This is a genomic window from Microbulbifer sp. ABF4_143 (assembly GCF_056160225.1).
This window is the reverse complement of record NZ_JBSWWT010000006.1, coordinates 104,268-121,057: the sequence shown is the minus strand read 5'-3', so window position 1 is coordinate 121,057 and position 16,790 is coordinate 104,268. Positions and strand designations below refer to the sequence as shown.

General features: G+C 64.6%; 18 protein-coding genes. 9 read left to right on the top strand and 9 right to left on the bottom strand.

The features are described from left to right. Positions 1–13: 13 nt before the first annotated feature. The 5 genes from ACXAF3_RS06570 to ACXAF3_RS06550 are packed head-to-tail and all read right to left on the bottom strand — an operon-like array spanning position 14 to position 4,967. Positions 14–1,177, bottom strand: coding sequence for an iron-containing alcohol dehydrogenase (locus ACXAF3_RS06570; protein ID WP_475111494.1), 1,164 nt, complete (start codon positions 1,175–1,177; stop codon positions 14–16). Between the two features lie 25 nt (positions 1,178–1,202). Continuing rightward, entirely contained in the window at positions 1,203–1,664 is a 462-nt protein-coding gene (locus tag ACXAF3_RS06565; RefSeq protein ID WP_475111493.1) for a hypothetical protein, read from the bottom strand. Positions 1,665–1,707: 43 nt separating this feature from the next. Further along, complete coding sequence (locus ACXAF3_RS06560) at positions 1,708–2,166, bottom strand: hypothetical protein (RefSeq protein WP_475111492.1); 459 nt, start codon at positions 2,164–2,166, stop codon at positions 1,708–1,710. 2 nt (positions 2,167–2,168) lie between these two features. Continuing rightward, a complete protein-coding gene (locus ACXAF3_RS06555) occupies positions 2,169–3,551 on the bottom strand; it encodes an aldehyde dehydrogenase family protein (protein ID WP_475111491.1) in 1,383 nt (460 codons plus the stop codon). A gap of 42 nt (positions 3,552–3,593) precedes the next feature. Further along, the gene (locus ACXAF3_RS06550) at positions 3,594–4,967 is read right to left on the bottom strand and encodes a glutamine synthetase family protein (RefSeq protein ID WP_475111490.1); all 1,374 of its coding nucleotides are present in this window, start codon (positions 4,965–4,967) and stop codon (positions 3,594–3,596) included. Positions 4,968–5,143: 176 nt separating this feature from the next. Here ACXAF3_RS06550 and ppa point away from each other — a divergent pair, with 176 nt between their 5' ends. Continuing rightward, a complete protein-coding gene (gene ppa / locus ACXAF3_RS06545) occupies positions 5,144–5,680 on the top strand; it encodes an inorganic diphosphatase (protein ID WP_475111489.1) in 537 nt (178 codons plus the stop codon). 79 nt (positions 5,681–5,759) lie between these two features. Here ppa and ACXAF3_RS06540 read toward each other — a convergent pair whose 3' ends face one another. The 3 genes from ACXAF3_RS06540 to ACXAF3_RS06530 are packed head-to-tail and all read right to left on the bottom strand — an operon-like array spanning position 5,760 to position 7,818. Next, positions 5,760–6,263: a hypothetical protein gene (locus ACXAF3_RS06540; RefSeq protein WP_475111488.1), complete on the bottom strand. Its 504-nt coding sequence runs from the start codon at positions 6,261–6,263 to the stop codon at positions 5,760–5,762. Positions 6,264–6,286: 23 nt separating this feature from the next. After that, positions 6,287–7,045 carry a serine O-acetyltransferase gene (gene cysE, locus ACXAF3_RS06535; protein ID WP_475111487.1) on the bottom strand — a complete coding sequence of 253 codons (759 nt, stop codon included), beginning with the start codon at positions 7,043–7,045 and terminating at the stop codon, positions 6,287–6,289. Between the two features lie 53 nt (positions 7,046–7,098). After that, positions 7,099–7,818: a M15 family metallopeptidase gene (locus tag ACXAF3_RS06530; RefSeq protein WP_475111486.1), complete on the bottom strand. Its 720-nt coding sequence runs from the start codon at positions 7,816–7,818 to the stop codon at positions 7,099–7,101. A gap of 271 nt (positions 7,819–8,089) precedes the next feature. Here ACXAF3_RS06530 and ACXAF3_RS06525 point away from each other — a divergent pair, with 271 nt between their 5' ends. The 4 genes from ACXAF3_RS06525 to ACXAF3_RS06510 all read left to right on the top strand — a co-directional run bounded on the left by ACXAF3_RS06525 (position 8,090) and on the right by ACXAF3_RS06510 (position 10,881). Then, a complete protein-coding gene (locus ACXAF3_RS06525) occupies positions 8,090–8,374 on the top strand; it encodes a TfoX/Sxy family protein (protein ID WP_475111485.1) in 285 nt (94 codons plus the stop codon). 95 nt (positions 8,375–8,469) lie between these two features. Then, positions 8,470–9,351 (top strand): protease HtpX, encoded by an 882-nt coding sequence (htpX, locus tag ACXAF3_RS06520; RefSeq protein WP_475111484.1) that lies wholly within the window; start codon positions 8,470–8,472, stop codon positions 9,349–9,351. Between the two features lie 96 nt (positions 9,352–9,447). Beyond that, positions 9,448–10,503: a S1C family serine protease gene (locus ACXAF3_RS06515; protein WP_475111483.1), complete on the top strand. Its 1,056-nt coding sequence runs from the start codon at positions 9,448–9,450 to the stop codon at positions 10,501–10,503. A gap of 33 nt (positions 10,504–10,536) precedes the next feature. After that, positions 10,537–10,881 carry a Rieske (2Fe-2S) protein gene (locus tag ACXAF3_RS06510; RefSeq protein ID WP_475111482.1) on the top strand — a complete coding sequence of 115 codons (345 nt, stop codon included), beginning with the start codon at positions 10,537–10,539 and terminating at the stop codon, positions 10,879–10,881. 92 nt (positions 10,882–10,973) lie between these two features. On the opposite strand, the gene sfsA is transcribed toward ACXAF3_RS06510, so the two are convergent. Continuing rightward, complete coding sequence (gene sfsA, locus ACXAF3_RS06505) at positions 10,974–11,684, bottom strand: DNA/RNA nuclease SfsA (protein WP_475111481.1); 711 nt, start codon at positions 11,682–11,684, stop codon at positions 10,974–10,976. A gap of 270 nt (positions 11,685–11,954) precedes the next feature. Between sfsA and dksA the strand changes: the two genes are divergently transcribed. The 4 genes from dksA to ACXAF3_RS06485 all read left to right on the top strand — a co-directional run bounded on the left by dksA (position 11,955) and on the right by ACXAF3_RS06485 (position 16,737). Next, positions 11,955–12,392: an RNA polymerase-binding protein DksA gene (dksA, locus tag ACXAF3_RS06500; RefSeq protein ID WP_323845259.1), complete on the top strand. Its 438-nt coding sequence runs from the start codon at positions 11,955–11,957 to the stop codon at positions 12,390–12,392. Positions 12,393–12,508: 116 nt separating this feature from the next. Further along, on the top strand, positions 12,509–13,426 hold the full coding sequence (gene gluQRS / locus ACXAF3_RS06495) for a tRNA glutamyl-Q(34) synthetase GluQRS (protein ID WP_475111480.1): 918 nt from the start codon (positions 12,509–12,511) through the stop codon (positions 13,424–13,426). A gap of 166 nt (positions 13,427–13,592) precedes the next feature. Next, positions 13,593–13,769, top strand: a complete 177-nt coding sequence (locus tag ACXAF3_RS06490; protein ID WP_323845261.1) for a hypothetical protein — start codon at positions 13,593–13,595, stop codon at positions 13,767–13,769. Further along, on the top strand, positions 13,759–16,737 hold the full coding sequence (locus tag ACXAF3_RS06485) for an ATP-binding protein (protein WP_475111479.1): 2,979 nt from the start codon (positions 13,759–13,761) through the stop codon (positions 16,735–16,737). The genes ACXAF3_RS06490 and ACXAF3_RS06485 overlap by 11 nt, the downstream gene beginning before the upstream one ends. Positions 16,738–16,790: the final 53 nt, after the last annotated feature.

The following is a 16,790-nucleotide window of genomic DNA, read 5'->3' as shown; positions in this document are numbered from 1 at the left end:
TTACATTTTTCCCCTACAGTGTCAGAGTGCCCTCGCAGGCGCGCGTGAAGATCTGCCGGTAGTCCTCCGCATCGAACGCTATCGGGTTACCGGCGGCGGAAAGGTCCGACGCCGCCATGCGGCCGACCCTTTCCGCCTCGGCGTCGTCTATACCGATATCCCGCAGCCGGTTTGGGATGTGCAGCTGTTCACGCAGCCCCAGCACCCAGGCCAGGACCGCATCGAAGCCGCGCCCGGGCAGATCCAGGTAGCGCGCCAGCCGCGCCACCGGCTCTTCGATCGCGCCGCGGTTGGCGATCAGCACATAGGGCATCAGCACCGCATTGAGCAGGCCGTGGTGGGCATCGTAGAGGGCGCCGAGCGGGTGGGCCAGCGCGTGCATGGCGCCGAGACCGCGCTGGAAGGCGGTGGCGCCCATGCTGGAAGCCACCAGCATCTGCTGGCGCGCCTCCAGGTCGGCGCCATTTCCCGCCGCCCGCGGCAGGTACTCCCTGACCAGGCGCATCCCCTCCAGCGCTATGCCCTCCGCCATCGGGTGGTACGACGGCGAGCAGAAGGCCTCCAGGCAGTGGGACAGCGCATCCATACCGGTGGCGGCGGTGATCTCGGCCGGCAGTTCCAGCGTCAGTTCCGCATCCAGGATGACGATGGCCGGCAGCATCTTCGGGTGGAAGATAATGCGCTTGCGCTGCGCCTCATCGTCGGTGATCACCGACGAGCGCCCGACCTCGGAGCCGGTACCGGCGGTGGTGGGCACCGCAACCACCGGCACCATGCCGTCCTCGTCGACCCGCAGGTAGTTGTCCCCCTGATCCTCGAAATCCCATATCGGCCGCTTCTGCCCCGCCATCAGCGCGATGGCCTTGCCCGCATCCAGCGCCGAGCCGCCGCCGATCGCAATAACACCGTCGTGCCAGCCCCGGTGCAGCACCTCGACGCCGTCGGCGATATTGCGGCCGTTGGGATTGCCCTTGATCTGCGAGAAAACCTCGACCTGCAGGCCGCCGTCGCGGCATATCTGCAGCGCACCCTGTATCAGCGACAATTTTGCCAGCCCCGGATCGGTGACCAGCAGCGGCTTGCGCATCCTGAGTTCGCGGCAGGCGTCGACCAGCTCGGCGACGCGGCCTGGGCCGACGCGTATCGCGGTGGGGTAGTTCCAGTTCGCCTGTTTCAAATTCGCTCACCTCCCTGTATCAAAACTATTGTTTCGCAACAATTCTTGTCGAACGAACAAAACCCTCTATATCGAATTGATCGATGGATTTACATTGATCCTCGTATCCAATCATCAGTTGGTGGTTGCCACGATACAAATGCCAGTAAACAACACAGCTATCGTCACTACTAAATTTCGATACAAAACCGAAAAAGTTCCCGATTGTTACGCTTTCTACTTCTCTTCCCAAATCCCACTGGACTTGCTCCACCCGTTTCCTGGCTTCCCGACCAACGCCTTGAGGAGAGTAGATGATAAAGACATTTACTTGCGCACCAGAGTCATTACTCTTTAGCGTAACGCTATCCGCCGTCTCTCCAGCTTCGGCACACCAACCCTCACCAACCGGTATGATCGCATGGGAAAGCCGGTACTCTTCCGCGGCTGCCGGCCAGGAAAATACACACGCAAGACAGCAACCAATGATTCGACTTAGCCCTTTCACGCCAGAAATCCCGCTGGAAAATTATTCCCACAATGACCATTGATCAGCGCTCAATAGGTCTCACCGATTCAATCATTTCGATGACCGGCCTATAATCTACGGAGTCGCAGTCACCAACATAGCCCGCCGACAGTAAATAGCCGCCATTCAACAGAATCCAGTTGGCATGGCAGCCGTCGTCCAATTCGAAAGGAATGAAGTAACCGGAGTAATCTCCGATCTGAACCGAGCTGACGGGCCAGTTGTTTTCCCGGTAGTGCTCGAGGAACAAACTCAAATCCTGACTTCCGCCCCTGGTATATCGCACCTGAATGACGATCTGCGCTTTTCCATCCGCGCGCTGGAAATAGACAGCCTTGGAGTCTTCGCGCTTGCTTGGCGACCAACCCTCCGGGACGGGCACAGCGGCATCTCTTGCCACGATTTCATTCGCGCTTAGCGAGTGGGACAAAACGAACAAAACGCCGATTGCACCGAGCCGGTATTTCCATTCGATCTTCATCATCATCTCTTGAAGTGAAAGGATTTGGGCCGTGTCAGCTGCTCGAAACCGACACCGGAGAGGCTGCAGCCGCGCCCGGAATTCTTGACGCCGGTCCAGGCCAGGGCCGGGTCCAGATAGTCGCAGCGGTTTAAAAATACGGTGCCGACCTCGAGCCGGTCGCCGAGCGCCAGTGCGGCCTGTTCGTCGCGACTGAAAATAGCCGCGGTCAGGCCGAAGTCGCTGTCGTTCATCAGTTCCAGCGCCTGTGAATCATCGCGTACCTTCTGCACCCCCACCACCGGGCCGAAGGATTCCTCGCGCATCAGGCGCATACCGCCGTGCACGCCGGTGAGCAGCTGCGGCGCCAGGTACTGGGTACCGCGCCTGTCCATCTCGAAATCGCGCGGCTCTATATGGGCGGTCGCGCCGGCGGCCACCGCCTCGTCTATCTGTGCGCGCACCAGGTCTGCGGCCTCGGCGCGCACCAGCGGGCCCAGGGTGGTTTCCGGATCGTCCGGGCGGCCGAGCCGGTAGCGGCGCACCAACTCGACCGCGCGCGCGACAAAATCGTCGAACAGCCGCTCGTGCACATAGACGCGCTCTATAGCGCAGCAGGACTGGCCGGAATTGAAATAGGCACCGTCGACCACCGCCTCCACCGCCTGATCCAGATCCGCGTCGGCGCGCACATAGGCCGGATCCACGCCGCCGAGCTCCAGGCCGACGTGGATAAAACGGCCGGCGGCGGCGCGCTCGACCATCTCGCCGCCGGCCACCGAACCGGTAAAGGCGACGTGATGGATTTCCGCTGCACGGATCAATCGCTCGGTATCGCCGTGGCTCAGGTGCAGATACTGGAAAACCCCCTCCGGCAGACCGGCCTCGGCGAAGGCCTCGACCATGCGCTCGGCGCACAGCGGCGTCTGCGCCGAGTGCTTCAGCAGCACCGCATTACCGGCCAGCAGCGCCGGTACCACCGCGTTGACGGCGGTCAGGTAGGGGTAGTTCCAGGGCGCTATGACCAGCGAGATACCCAGTGGCTCGCGGCGGATAAAGCGGATAAAGCCGGGCTTGTCCGGCAGTTGAATATCGGCCAGGGCCTGCTCGGCGATGGCCGCCATATGGTTGGCGCGCTCGGCGAAGCCGAGAATTTCCCCGCCGGCGAAGCGGAGCGGGCGGCCCATCATCCAGCAGAGTTCCTCGCCGAGCTTTTCCCGGCGCCCGCTGATCAGGGCGACCGCCTGGCGGACTATTGCGACCCGCTCGGCGACGGGGGTGCACTTCCAGGCGGGCTGGGCGCCGGTGGCCCTGTCCAGCGCGGCCCGGATTTCGGGCCCGCTGGCCAGGGGGCGTTCGACGTAAACTGAGTTGTCGATCGGGGAGATGCACTGCAGTTTGTTCACATTTTTTCTCGGCGGTTTGGCGGGCCTGGGCTCGGCGGTCGATCAAATAATTTCGAAGTAGCGATCCAGCTCCCAGTCGCTGACATGGCGGCGGTATTCGCGCTCCTCCCACTCGCGGCTGGCGGCGAAGTGCTCGACGAAATCGCCGCCGAACAGCTCCCGCGCCGCGTCCGAGGCCCTGAACCGCTGGGCCGATTCCCACAGGGTGCGCGGCAGCGCCAGCTCCGGCGGCTGTTCCGCCGCGTAGGCGTTGCCGGCCACCGCGTCCCCCGGCTCCCACCGCTGCATCACGCCGTAGATCCCGGAACCGAGCGCCGCGGCCAGGGCCAGATAGGGATTAGCGTCGGCGGCACCGAGGCGGTATTCGGTGCGCTGGGACTTGTCACTGCCGGGAATCACGCGCAGGGCCGCGGTGCGGTTCTCCACCCCCCAGGTGGCGTCTGTGGGCGCCCAGAAGCCGGGCACCAGGCGCCGGTAGCTGTTGACCGTGGGCGCCAGCAGGGCGAGGAACTCCGGCATCAGCCGCTGCTGTCCGGCGAGGAAGTGGCGCTGCACATCGCTGATATTCTGCGGCTGCTGCGGATCGAAGAAGGCGGACACGCCGCTGCTGCGGTCGCGCAGGGACAGGTGGATATGGCCGCTCTGGCCCGGATAGTCGGCGGACCACCTGGCCATAAAGGTGGCCATCAGGCCGAGCCGCTGGGCCAGCACCTTGATAAAAGTCTTGAACAGCGCCGCCTTGTCCGCGGCCGCCGTGGCCGAGTCGACGGTGATGGCCGCCTCCAGCACGCCGGGGCCGGTTTCCGTGTGCAGGCTCTCGAGGGGGAAGTCCATCCGCTCGCACAGGTCGAGAATCTCCCGGTAGAGCTCCGCGTGCACCGAGTTGCGCAGCATCGAGTAGCCGAACCAGTCCGGCGTGAAGGGTTTCAGGTTGCGGAAGCCCTTGTCGCGGGCCGAATCCGGGGTCTCGTCGAACAGGAAGAATTCGTATTCCAGCGCCGCCAGCGGCTCGAAGCCGAGCCCCCGGCAGCGCTCGATGACCCGGCGCAGGGTCGCGCGCGGGCACACCGCCTGGGCCTGGCCGTCGAACTCGGCCAGGAACAGCAGCATATCGCCCTCGAAGGGGACCTCGCGGCAGCTCTCGGGCAGTATGCGCACCGGCGCGTCCGGGTAGCCGGTGTGCCAGCCGGTGTAGCGGGCGTTGTCGTACAGCTGGTCCTTGACGTCCCAGCCCAGCACCACGTCGCAGAAGGAGAAGCCGTGCTGCAGCGAGGACAGGAACTTCTCGCGGCTCATATACTTGCCGCGCATAACGCCGTCGTTGTCGAACAGCCCCACCTTGACGTGGCTGAGGCCGCGCTCCTCGACAATGGCGCGCGCCTCCTCGGCAGTCCCGATTTCCCTGGGGTTCAGCATGGGGCCAGCCTCCCTGTTGTTATCGGTTTGGTTGTTGTGGCTGGTAACAGGATAGACCCGCCAGGAGGTTGGCAGGCCCTAACTAACGGCTATAAGGGCGCCGCTTTCAGCGTCGCTGTCGAGCGTTTATAATCCGCGCTCCCAAATTTCCGATCACTCTTCAGTCAGGACCAGCAATGAGCTTCGACAAGATCCCCGCAGGTAAGGACCTGCCCAACGATATCAACGTAATCATCGAGATCCCGGCCAACCACGACCCGATCAAGTACGAAGTGGACAAGGACGCGGACGCGGTATTCGTGGATCGTTTCGTGGCCACCCCGATGTTCTACCCGGCCAACTACGGCTATGTGCCCCAGACCCTGTCCGAAGACGGCGACCCCCTGGACGTGCTGGTTGTGGCCCCCTACCCGGTGATGGTCGGCTCCGTGATCCGCTCCCGCGTGATCGGCGTGCTGAATATGACCGACGAGTCCGGCGTGGACGCCAAGCTGCTGGCGGTCCCCCACAGCAAGCTGACCAAACTCTACGACCACGTGCAGGAGATCTCCGATCTGCCGGAGCTGCTGATCAAGCAGATAGAGCACTACTTCGAGAACTACAAGGCGCTGGAAGCCGGCAAGTGGGTGAAGGTGGACGGCTGGGCCGACGCCGAAGCGGCGCGCGCCGAAGTGCTGGCCTCCCGCGAGCGCTACCTGAAAGAGAACGGCTGAGCCTGACTGAGCCCAATAAAAAACCGGCCCCGCGCCGGTTTTTTTGTGACTGTCGCAGGGGCAAACCTTGTGTTCGCCCCTACGGGTCGATCTGCCAGTCGGGAATATCCACCGCCACCGGCGGTTTGCGCGCGCGCTCGCTCTCGTCGACCAGATTGCCCTGCGCCGGTTTCAGACTCAGGTGATCGACAGACACCCGCACCGCCTCTTTCCGCTCCCGCTCGTGCTCCTTGACCAGATTGCCCTCCATCGGCGCCAGGCTCCAGTCGGGCTGCACCTGAGGCTGCGCCGTTTGCGGCTGCGGCTTTTCCTCCACCCGCGGCGCCGGCGCAGGCTCGCCCTCGGCTTTGAGCGCGGCCTGGGCGCCCATCTTGGCCAGTGTCGCTTTCAATTGCTCGGCCTGGGCCTCGGTCAGACCTTTCTTGATCGCCAGCGGGCGGCCGCTGAAGAGTTTCTCGACGGTTTCCGGCCCCGCCTTGAACAGGCGCGCCAGGTTGGCCTTGACGTCAGCGGCGGTGAAGCCCGGCACCAGGTCGCCGCGGAAGATCAGGCTGTAGGTCAGCTGGGAGTTGGGTTGCGACATCGGCTTGCCTCTTCTTATGCGTCTTATTCGTCGGAGTCCAGGGTCTGGTCCATGGTATAGGCGGGCGCGGCAACTGTGGTGCCGCCGACCCGGCGCGCCGGAACGCCGGCCACGGTGGTGTGTTCGGGCACGTCGCTCAACACCAGGCTGCCGGCGGCGATCTTCACGCCCGCGCCGATCCTGACCGGCCCCAGTATCTTGGCGCCGGCGCCGATCATCACACCGCGGCCGATTTTCGGGTGGCGGTCACCGCCGCCACTGCCGCTGCCGCCGAGGGTCACCGAGTGCAGTATCGACACATCGTCCTCGACCACACTGGTCTCGCCCACCACCAGGCCGGTGGCGTGGTCGATCATAATGCCGCAGCCGAAGCGGGCCGCCGGATGTATATCCACCGCGAACTGCTCCGACACGCGGCTCTGGAAATAGAGCGCCAGCGTGTGCCGTCCCTGCCCCCACAGCCAGTGGGCCACGCGGTGCGACTGCAGCGCGTGGAAGCCCTTGAAATAGAGGAAGGGGGTCAGGTACTGATCGCAGGCCGGGTCGCGGTCGTACCAGGCACAGATATCCGCGCGCATGCAGCGGGAAATGGACGGGTCGCTCTTCAGCGCCGCGGCGATGACTTCCTGCAGCGCGGTGGCGGTCAGCGCATTGTGGTCCAACACCGACGCCAGCTGATAGGAGAGCGCATCGTCGAGGGACTTGTGGCGCAACACCGTGTTGTGGAAATAGCTCGCCAGCACCGGCTCACCGGCCGCCGCCTCGCTCGCCTCGGCGCGCATCGCGCCCCAGACGTCGCGCTTGTCAATCTCACCTTCGATGATCGGCTCCTCGGTTATTGGCTGTCCGGATAGCAGTGTTCCGGCACCCGCACGAAGCGGGTATATATCTCGTCTATCTGCGCGCACACAGTGTCGCACAATTCCAACTCACAGCGCTGCAACTGTTCACAGAGCCGCTCCGCGGTCAGCAGCCGCTGCAGCTCGCGCGCGCGCGGCGCATAGCTCAGGTGCCAGCGCTCCGGCGCCACGCCGCCGCGGTCCTCGGCGTAGGGGCGGAAGAGCCCGTAGCTCTGCCCGGCCGCGATACGCCGGTCGAGCCAGCGGTGGAAGGGGCCGAAGACACCTTCGTCGGCCACTTCCTGCGGCGTCAGCTGCGGACAATAGTCCGCGGGCACCGCCGCGGCGTCGACCACATCGAAATCCGTACCCCAGTGATGGCGCGAGGCGCCCGGCAGTGCCGACCAGCGCAATATAGCGAATGCGATCTGTTCCGGCGACAACCGCGCCAGATCCAGCGGGGCGCCGGCGCTGTCGAGCACCGGGCGCAGGCCCGCGGCCTTGCGGTTCCAGATGACCCGCTGGCGCTCGAAGCTGCGGAAGCCGGACACCAGGCGCGGGTCGAAGCCGGCGTCGCGCGCGTCGGCACAGAGACGCTCGAAGGCGACCAGCGCCTCCGGGTGCAGCAGCTGCCCCGAGCGCGGCTCGACAACGACGTGCTCATCGGTGAGACCGAACAGCATGCGCTCCAGCGGCGCGGCCAATGTTGTGCTCATGACGCTCTCACCAACAGGAAAAAAGTACAAAGCAGACTAAAGTGAAGGAACCAAAAAACTCTACTCTATCAAAAAAGGTCGAGTGACAAGGAGGCCCCGAAATCATCGAAAACCTTCCAATACCGAACTCGATACGCCACCTCTCTTTAGCACCATTGCTGATGAAAGTTTGGCCCTTTATTGTTTTATGCTATGTTCAATCGCGCGGTCAACGGATTGAGCCGCAACGATTTAGAGCTCAACCAAGTTAGAGCAAGTTAGGGACAACCACATGCACCCGAGTCAATCAGAGCTGTTACAACTGAAAAACCTGGGCCTCGCCTCTGTCAACATACTGCACTCCATCGGTATCCGCTCCTGTGAGGACCTGCGCCGGGTCGGCCCGGTGGGAGCCTTTATCAGCATTCGCAGCCGCGGCATCAACGCCTCCAGAGTAATGCTCTACGCCCTGCAGGGCGCGCTGCTCGACGTGCACTGGAACGACCTGGATCCCGACCTGAAACAGCGCCTGGCCAGCGAGGCCGACCGCCTGCTCGCCGCGCAGAGTTCCGAGTGAGCCCCCTCGTCTGTCGGCCGCGCCGCGGATCTTGAAAGCGGCGCCGCCGCCCCTATCTAAACTTCCTCTTAAGAAATTCAACTTGGAGAACACCGATGTTGCGCATTGGTCTCTTTCTGCTGACCAACCTGGCCGTTCTGGTCCTGGTTGGCATTATTTTCAACCTCTTGGGGATCGAGGGCATCCTCCAGGCCAACGGTGTCGACCTGAACCTGGGCGGCCTGCTGACGATGTGTGCCATCTTCGGCTTCGGCGGTGCCTTTATCTCGCTGCTGATGTCCAAGACCATCGCCCGCATCAGCACCCGCACCCAGGTCATCGACCAGCCCCGCACCGCCGACGAGCAGTGGCTGGTGGAAACGGTGCGCGAGCTGTCGCAAAAGGCCGGTATCGGCATGCCGGACGTGGGTATATTCCCGATGCCCCAGGCCAACGCCTTCGCCACCGGCTGGAACCGCAACAGCGCCCTGGTGGCCGTCAGCTCGGGCCTGCTGGAGCGCTTCAACCGCGACGAGGTGCGCGCCGTGATCGGCCACGAAATAGGCCACGTCGCCAACGGCGACATGGTCACCCTGACGCTGATACAGGGGGTTGTGAACACCTTCGTGATGTTCTTCGCCCGCCTGGTCGGCTTCTTCGTCGACCGGGTGCTGCTGAGAAACGAGCAGGGCCTGGGGATCGGCTACTATGTGACCTCGATCATCATGGATATCATCTTCGGTATCTTCGCGATGATGGTGGTGGCCTGGTTCAGCCGCCGGCGCGAGTTCCGCGCGGATGCGGCCGGTGCCAGCCTGGCCAGCCCCCAGTCGATGATCGCCGCCCTGCAGCGCATCAAGGCGGAGTCCGAAGCCGGCCACGAAGCGGCCCTGCCCAGCAACATGAAGGCCTTCGGCATCTTCGGCAACATGGGCGCGCTGATGGCCAGCCACCCGCCGCTGGAAGACCGCATCCTGGCGCTGCAGAGCCCCCGCTAACGGGAGGCCCAGGGCGCTTTCAGTCCGCGGCTGTTAACCCGGCGACTCTGCCGGGTTAACATGCCCAAATCACTTCGAAACTGCATACCGCCGACCATGAACAAGCTCAAGACCTTGCTGCTGGCCGCGCCACTGCTGTTGCTCTCCGGCTTCGCCCCGGCGACGCCCCAGATTCCAACCTTCTCCACCGACGACGAAATCAACACCATGCAGGTGTTCAACTTCGCCAGTCCCTCGGTGGTCTATGTCACCAACGAAACCCTGGTGCGCGACCGCTGGACCCTGCGCCTGCACACGGTGCCCAAGGGCGCCGGCAGCGGCTTTATCTGGGATGACCGGGGTCATGTGGTGACCAACTTCCATGTGATCGAGGGCGCGCGCAAGGTCACCATCACCCTGCAGGACCGCAGCGAGTGGCCCGCGGAGCTGGTGGGCTCGGCGCCGGAGAAGGATCTGGCGGTACTGAAGATAGACGCGCCGCGAGAGCTGCTGAAACCGCTGGTGGTCGGCACCTCGAAGAACCTCGCCGTGGGGCGCAAGGTACTCGCCATCGGCAACCCCTTCGGCCTCGACACGACCCTGACCACCGGCGTCGTCAGCGCTCTGGGACGGGAGATACAGGCGGCCAATAACCGCACCATCCGCAATGTGATCCAGACGGATGCGGCCATCAACCCGGGCAACTCCGGCGGCCCGCTGCTGGACTCCAGCGGCCGCCTGATCGGCGTCAACACCGCCATCTACAGCCCCAGCGGCGCCAGCGTCGGTATCGGCTTCGCGATCCCGGTGGACACGGTCAAGAAGATAGTGCCGGAGCTGATCGCCCACGGCCGCCTGGTGCGCCCGGTGCTGGGCATAGAATCGGCACCGGACCAGTGGGCCAGTCGCTACGGCTTCGAGGGCGTGGCCGTGCTGCGCACCGCGCCGGGCATGCCCGCCGAGGAGGCCGGCCTGCGCGGCATCTACCGCACCCGCGGCGGCGGCTGGCAGCTGGGCGATGTGATCGTGGAAGTGGACCGGCAGCCGGTGCGCAGCTACGACGACCTGCTGAACGTACTGGAAAACCACCGCGCCGGCGACGAGGTCAGCCTCGGCTTTGTGCGCGACGGGCAAAAGTACGAGACATCCGTTACACTCGCCGCCCCTGAATAAATGGCCGGCGATGGGTGGAGAGCCCCGAGCAGTATGCAGAAATATTTTCTTTGCCGTTACGATGAATTGACCGAGGGGCAGTCCAAGGGCTTCTCCGTTGGCGACACCGCAGCCGGAACCGACAATGTGTTCGCGGTGATGAAAGACGGCGAGGTCTACGCCTACAAGAACAGCTGCCCACACCGCGGCATCAACCTCGACTGGCAGGAAGACCAGTTCCTCGACCCGGACGGCGCGCTGATTCAGTGCGCCTCCCACGGCGCCCTGTTCCTGATAGAAACCGGCGAGTGTATCGCCGGCCCCTGCGCCGGCGATTCGCTGACGCCGGTTCCGATCGAGCACACCCGGGAGGGGCTCTACGTACTGCTCGCGGACTAATTCCTCAGGCCCATGTAGGGGCGAACCCTGTGTTCGCCCTGTCCCGGGCGACGCCCGGGCCCAGCAGTGATCCCGTGGCGGCCCTGCTGCCCCTACGAGCCCCGTTTGACAAAGGGGACAGCCTCCGCGAGCGCAATCTCCCCGGCGCCGATACGCGCCCGGTAAGCGAGCACTTCCACTCCCGCCTCAACCGCCGCATCCAGGGCCGCCGCGTAATCGGGATCTATTTCCCGCGCCGCCTCCACCGTCTCGATTCCAGTGTGCTGCACACAGTAGAAAAGCACCGCGCGCACGCCGTTTTGCGCCAGCTTCTGCAGTTCGCGCAGATGCTTGGCGCCGCGGCTACTGACCGCATCCGGAAAGAGGCCGCGGCTTCCCTCGGCCAGGGTCACGTTCTTGACCTCCACATAGCAGTCGCCGGCGGAACCGGACAGCAGCAGGTCGATACGGCTCTTCTCGTCGCCGTAGCGCACCTCGCGGCGCAGTGTCTCGTAGCCCTGCAGCTCCGCAACCACACCGCCGGCGATCGCCTCCTCAACCAGCGCGTTGGCGCGGCCGGTATTCACCCCGGCCAGGGCGCCCTCCGGCGTGGTGGTGACCTCCAGGGTGTGGCGGTACTTGCGCTTGGGATTGCCGGAATCGGAATACCAGCAGGGCGTGTTTTCGCTCCAGCAGTTTTTCATCGAGCCGGTATTCGGGCAGTGGATGGTGATCACCTCGCCGGACGACATCTCTATATCGGCGAGGAAACGCTTGTAGCGGCGCAGCAGAGTGGCCCGCTGCAACGGGGGATCGAGCTTCACGGTACGACCTAAACTGACTATTTGAACGCCACAACATAGCAAACAACATTTTGTGGCGCGAACCGGAGAGATTTGATAGCTTCTTCGCCCTCGGCCGCCGGGGCCCCGATCATCTGGGGTTGGGGCGGTGAGGAAGGAATAGCCTGCTATCGCACTCCCATTGTGCGGGTCAAAAATGCATCGCTCCGGTTAAAACCGGACTAGGCTAGATTGAATTTGGTGGTATCGCCCCCATAAACGGGGGCCCGTATAGAAAGAGAGGCAACGACTATGCCCAAAACTGCTGCGAGCACCGAATCTCTGCACGGCTTTGAGCCCTACAAGGAGAAAAAGGGCGAAGAGTACATGAATGAGAAGCAGCAGGAGCATTTCCGCAACTTGCTGTTGGCCTGGAAGGCCGAACTGATGGCGGAAGTGGACCGCACCGTTTCCCATATGAAAGACGAGGCCGCCAACTTCCCGGACCCGGCCGACCGCGCCAGCCAGGAGGAGGAATTCAGCCTGGAACTGCGCACCCGCGACCGCGAGCGCAAGCTGATCAAGAAGATCGACGCCACCTTGGAGCTGATCGACCAGGACGACTACGGCTACTGCGAGGCCTGCGGCGTGGAAATCGGCATCCGCCGCCTGGAAGCGCGCCCCACCGCAACCCTGTGCGTGGACTGCAAGACCCTGGCGGAGATCAAGGAAAAGCAGATTTCCGGGTGAAGCCGCGCGCTTAGCGAGCACCGCTCGCTGCGCGGGTTCACGCCCGGCCAGGGACGGCCGGGCCGGGCGATGCCCCAGGGACGGTTTCTCGCGACTCACTTTCCCAGGGGCGGCGCATGCTCACCGCCAGCAAAGCCACCACTGTGCTATCCAAGAACCCGCCGTTGAACACCCACAGATACATCGGCCGCTTCGCCCCCTCCCCCACAGGCCCGCTGCACTTCGGCTCCCTGGTCTGCGCTCTGGGCAGTTATCTGGACGCCACAGCCCACGGGGGACACTGGCTGGTGCGCATGGAGGATCTGGACCCGCCGCGGGAGGAGCCCGGCGCCGCCGAGCGCATTCTGAAATCCCTGGAGGCCCACGGCCTGCACTGGCACGGCCCGCTCGAGTGGCAGAGCCGCCGCCACGCCCTCTACGAGGACACCCTCGCCGATCTGGCGGCGCGGCAACTCATCTACCCCTGCCACTGCTCCCGCAGCCAGATACGCCGCAACGGCGGCCACGACAATGCCGCCTGCCACGCACGCGGCGAGAGCCAGGGCCCCAGCGCCCTGCGCCTGAAGTGCGCCGGCGGCGAGGAACACTTCACCGACCTGTGGCGCGGCGAACAGTGCCAACAGATCCGCGAAGACACCATCCTCAAGCGCCGCGACGGCCTCTACGCCTACCAACTCGCGGTGGTCGTGGACGATATCGACCAGGGCATCACCCACATAGTGCGCGGCGCCGACCTGCTCGATACCAGCGGCGCGCAGCTGCGGCTGTTCCGCCTGCTCGGCGCAACGCCGCCCCGGTTTGGCCACCTGCCGCTGGTGATGGGCCCCGGCGGCCACCAGAAGCTCAGCAAACAGAACCACGCCCCGGCCATAGACGATCGCAGAGCGCCGGAAAACCTGTGCACGGCACTGCGCTTTCTCGGCTTTCACCCGCCCGCGGAACTGGCGCGGGAGGCACCGGAACATATCCTCAAATGGGCCGCGGCGCGCTGGCAGCGCCACCAGGTGGATCTGCGGAACAGGCAGCTGGGATGACGCCACAGCGGCTGCGCCGAACAGGCCGCGCGGCGCCAGCTACTGAATTTCCCTGTTGATCCCGGCATACTTGGCGCCTGCAACAAAGAGCGCGTCGAATATTCACAGTGACAAAGCCGATGTTTTCACCCGAATCCCGAGCCCCGCATCCCGAGTCCCGGCTTCCATGAGCAACCGCACCCTGTTAATCCTGCTGGTACTGGTGGGCTACGTCTTCTCGCCGACCATCTTCACCTGGATGATCAACCCCGCGGGCGCCTGGTACCGGCCGTTTATTCTCTGGTTCGTCCTGATACTGCTGGCGGTGTTTGTGCAGATGAGGCGCAAGTCCGATGAGCTTTGAGATAGCGCACATCGCCCTGATCGGCGTGGCCTATATCGCCGCGCTTTTTTTCGTCGCCTTCGCCACCTCCAAGGGCTGGCTGCCGGCGCGCTGGGTGCGCCACCCGGTGATCTATGTACTGTCACTCGGCGTCTCGCTGTCCGCCTGGACCTTCTACGGCATCGTCGATCTGGCCTGGCAGTACGGCTACGGCGTGCTCGCCTACTACCTCGGCACCGGCGCCATGTTCCTGTTCGCGCCGGTGGCACTGGAACCGCTGGCGCGGCTGGCACAGCGCTACCAGCTGACGTCACCGGCGGATCTGCTGGTGTTCCGCTACCACAGCCGCGAGGCCGGCACCCTCGCCACCCTGTTTATGCTGTTGGCGCTGCTGCCGCTGATCGCGCTGCAGATACAGGCGGTTTCGGAGACGCTGGCGCTGCTGTCCCGGGACAGCGTCGCCGCTCTGGCGCTGGCGGAGAGCGGCGTCACCAGCAAGAACCTGATCGCCTTCCTCTACTGCGTGCTGCTCGCGGTCTTCACCAGCATGTACGGCGCCACCCGCGAACGCCGCGCCGGCCTCGCCAGCGCCATGGCGCTGGAGTCGGTGGTCAAACTGATCGCGCTGCTGGCCGTGGGCGCCTACGCGATTTACGGCGTCTTCGGCGGCTTCACCGGCCTGGACGAATGGCTGGCGCAGAACAGCGACATGCAGCAACTGCTGTACACGCCGATCAAGCAGGGCTCGTCGCACACACTGCTGCTGGTGTTTATCGCCACCGCCGTGGCCATGCCGCACATCTTCTATTTGAGTGTCGCCGAGCGCCCGGCGGAGCGCACACTGCGTATCGCCAGTTGGGGCTTCCCGCTGTTCCTGCTGCTGATGGCGCTGCCGATCTTCCCGATCATGTGGGCCGGTTTCGCACTGGACGTGGCGGAACCGGTGCAGTACTTCTCGCTGGCGGTGCCGCGGGCCAGCGGTTCGGCCCTGCTGACTGCGCTGGCATTTATCGGTGGCCTGTCCGCAGCCACCGGCGCGCTGGTGATGATGACCCTGGCGCTGTCCACTATGGTCATGAACCACTGGCTGCTGCCCGGTACCCGCTGGCACTCGGAAGACAATATGTACCGCCAGTTGGTGTGGCTGCGCCGCGCGCTGGTGGCGGCGCTGTTTCTGGCCGGTTTCGCGTTCTACCTGCTATTGAACAACCGCCTGTCCCTGTCCGACCTGGCGCTGCTGGCCTTTATCGCGTCGCTGCAGTTCCTGCCCGGCATCTTCGCCGTGATCCACTGGCCGCGCGGCAACCGCCGCGGCTTTATCGGCGGCCTGCTGGCGGGCATGCTGGTGTGGGCCTGCGGCCTGCTGCTACCGGCGGTGTTCGGCCTCAGCGGCGTCCCCCTGCCCGGCACCGATATACAGGTGCCGCTCGGTATGAGCATCTGGACTCAGATCACCACCCTGTCCCTGGCGGTGAACGTGCTGCTGTTTATCGGCCTGTCGGTGTTCACCCAAAGCAGCAGCCTGGAGCAGTATGCAGCCGACCTCTGCAGCGACGACACCCTGAGCCAGGCCCTGCGCCTGGAGCTGGACGTGGAGTCAGCGGCGGACTTCCGTCTGCGCCTGGCCGAAAGCCTCGGCGCCGCGACCGCCACCCACGAGGTCAACCGCGCCCTGCGCCAGTTGGGCCTGCCGGACGACGAGCGGCGCCCCTACGCGCTGCGCCAGCTGCGCAACAAGCTGGAAGCCAACCTGTCCGGACTCTTGGGGCGGGTACTGGCGGGCCAGATCATCGACCGCCACTTCCCGTTCAAGGACAGCGACCAACCGGCCAACAAAGACATCCACCTGATAGAGACGCGCCTGTCCCGCTACAAGAACCAGCTCACCGGCCTGGCGGCGGAGCTGAACAACCTGCGCCTCTACCACCGGCAGATGCTCGAGGAGCTGCCGCTGGCCGCCTGCTCCCTGGGGCGCGACGGCGAGATACTGCTGTGGAACTACGCCATGCACGACCTGACCGGCATCGCCGCCGGCGAGGTGATCGGCTCCAAGCTGGAATACCTGCCGGAGCCCTGGCGCACCCTGCTGATCGAGTTCGCCGATTCCGCCGACGACAGCCGCTTCAAGCAGCAGGTCAGCCTCGGCGGCAACAGCCACTGGCTCAATCTGCACAAGACGCGCCTGCGGAGCAGCCGCGGCGAGCGGGCGCGCAACCCGCGCGGCGACGCGCAGATGCTGCTGCTGGAAGACATCACCGAGACCCAGGTACTGGAGCAGGAACTGATCCACAGCGAGCGCCTGGCCTCGGTCGGCCGCCTGGCCGCCGGGGTCGCCCACGAGGTGGGCAATCCGGTCACCGGCATCGCCTGCCTGGCACAGAACCTGCACTTCGAGTCCGACAGCCCCGAGGTGCGCGACACCGCCGACCAGATCCTCAGCCAGACCCAGCGCATCAGCCGCATAGTCCACTCGCTGGTGAACTTCTCCCACAGCGGCAGTCACGACGGTGACAGCGAGCGCGCGCCGGTGGACCTCCACGCCTGTGTGCAGGAGGCAGTGCAGCTGCTGTCGCTGCAGCGGGACAAGACCCAGGTCACCTTCGACAACGCGGTGCCGGAGGACCTGATAGCCCCGGGCGACAACCAGCGCCTGATCCAGGTGTTCATCAATCTGCTCAGCAACGCCCGCGACGCCAGCCCCGACGGCGGTCATATCCAGATAGACGGCTATATCGACAAGGGCTGTGCCTGCGTCTCGGTCACCGACGACGGCCCGGGCATATCCCCGCAACACCGCGATCGCATCCTCGAACCCTTCTTCACCACCAAGGAGCCCGGCGAGGGCACCGGCCTCGGCCTGGCGATGGTGTACAGCATCGTCGAGGAGCACGACGGACAGCTGGAGCTGGTGAGTCCCGCCAATCCGGAGACTGGGCGGGGGGCACGGTTTATCGTGCAGCTGCCACTCGGCGTGGCGGGCGATGAGTGATGAAAAATGCGTGACTGATTGTTCACCACCCGTCTATGGGTTGCATCGAAACG

Excerpts from the sequence above, each read along its gene's own strand:
- dksA (WP_323845259.1), top strand. The coding sequence starts at position 11,955 with ATGCCCAAAACTGCTGCGAGCACCGAATCTCTGCACGGCTTTGAGCCC.
- htpX (WP_475111484.1), top strand. The coding sequence starts at position 8,470 with ATGTTGCGCATTGGTCTCTTTCTGCTGACCAACCTGGCCGTTCTGGTC.
- ACXAF3_RS06530 (WP_475111486.1), bottom strand. The coding sequence starts at position 7,818 with ATGAGCACAACATTGGCCGCGCCGCTGGAGCGCATGCTGTTCGGTCTC.
- gluQRS (WP_475111480.1), top strand. The coding sequence starts at position 12,509 with ATGCTCACCGCCAGCAAAGCCACCACTGTGCTATCCAAGAACCCGCCG.
- ACXAF3_RS06540 (WP_475111488.1), bottom strand. The coding sequence starts at position 6,263 with ATGTCGCAACCCAACTCCCAGCTGACCTACAGCCTGATCTTCCGCGGC.
- ACXAF3_RS06525 (WP_475111485.1), top strand. The coding sequence starts at position 8,090 with ATGCACCCGAGTCAATCAGAGCTGTTACAACTGAAAAACCTGGGCCTC.
- ACXAF3_RS06485 (WP_475111479.1), top strand. The coding sequence starts at position 13,759 with ATGAGCTTTGAGATAGCGCACATCGCCCTGATCGGCGTGGCCTATATC.
- ACXAF3_RS06515 (WP_475111483.1), top strand. The coding sequence starts at position 9,448 with ATGAACAAGCTCAAGACCTTGCTGCTGGCCGCGCCACTGCTGTTGCTC.
- cysE (WP_475111487.1), bottom strand. The coding sequence starts at position 7,045 with ATGCGCGCCGAGGCGAGCGAGGCGGCGGCCGGTGAGCCGGTGCTGGCG.
- ACXAF3_RS06490 (WP_323845261.1), top strand. The coding sequence starts at position 13,593 with ATGAGCAACCGCACCCTGTTAATCCTGCTGGTACTGGTGGGCTACGTC.
- ppa (WP_475111489.1), top strand. The coding sequence starts at position 5,144 with ATGAGCTTCGACAAGATCCCCGCAGGTAAGGACCTGCCCAACGATATC.
- ACXAF3_RS06560 (WP_475111492.1), bottom strand. The coding sequence starts at position 2,166 with ATGAAGATCGAATGGAAATACCGGCTCGGTGCAATCGGCGTTTTGTTC.
- ACXAF3_RS06550 (WP_475111490.1), bottom strand. The coding sequence starts at position 4,967 with ATGCTGAACCCCAGGGAAATCGGGACTGCCGAGGAGGCGCGCGCCATT.
- ACXAF3_RS06510 (WP_475111482.1), top strand. The coding sequence starts at position 10,537 with ATGCAGAAATATTTTCTTTGCCGTTACGATGAATTGACCGAGGGGCAG.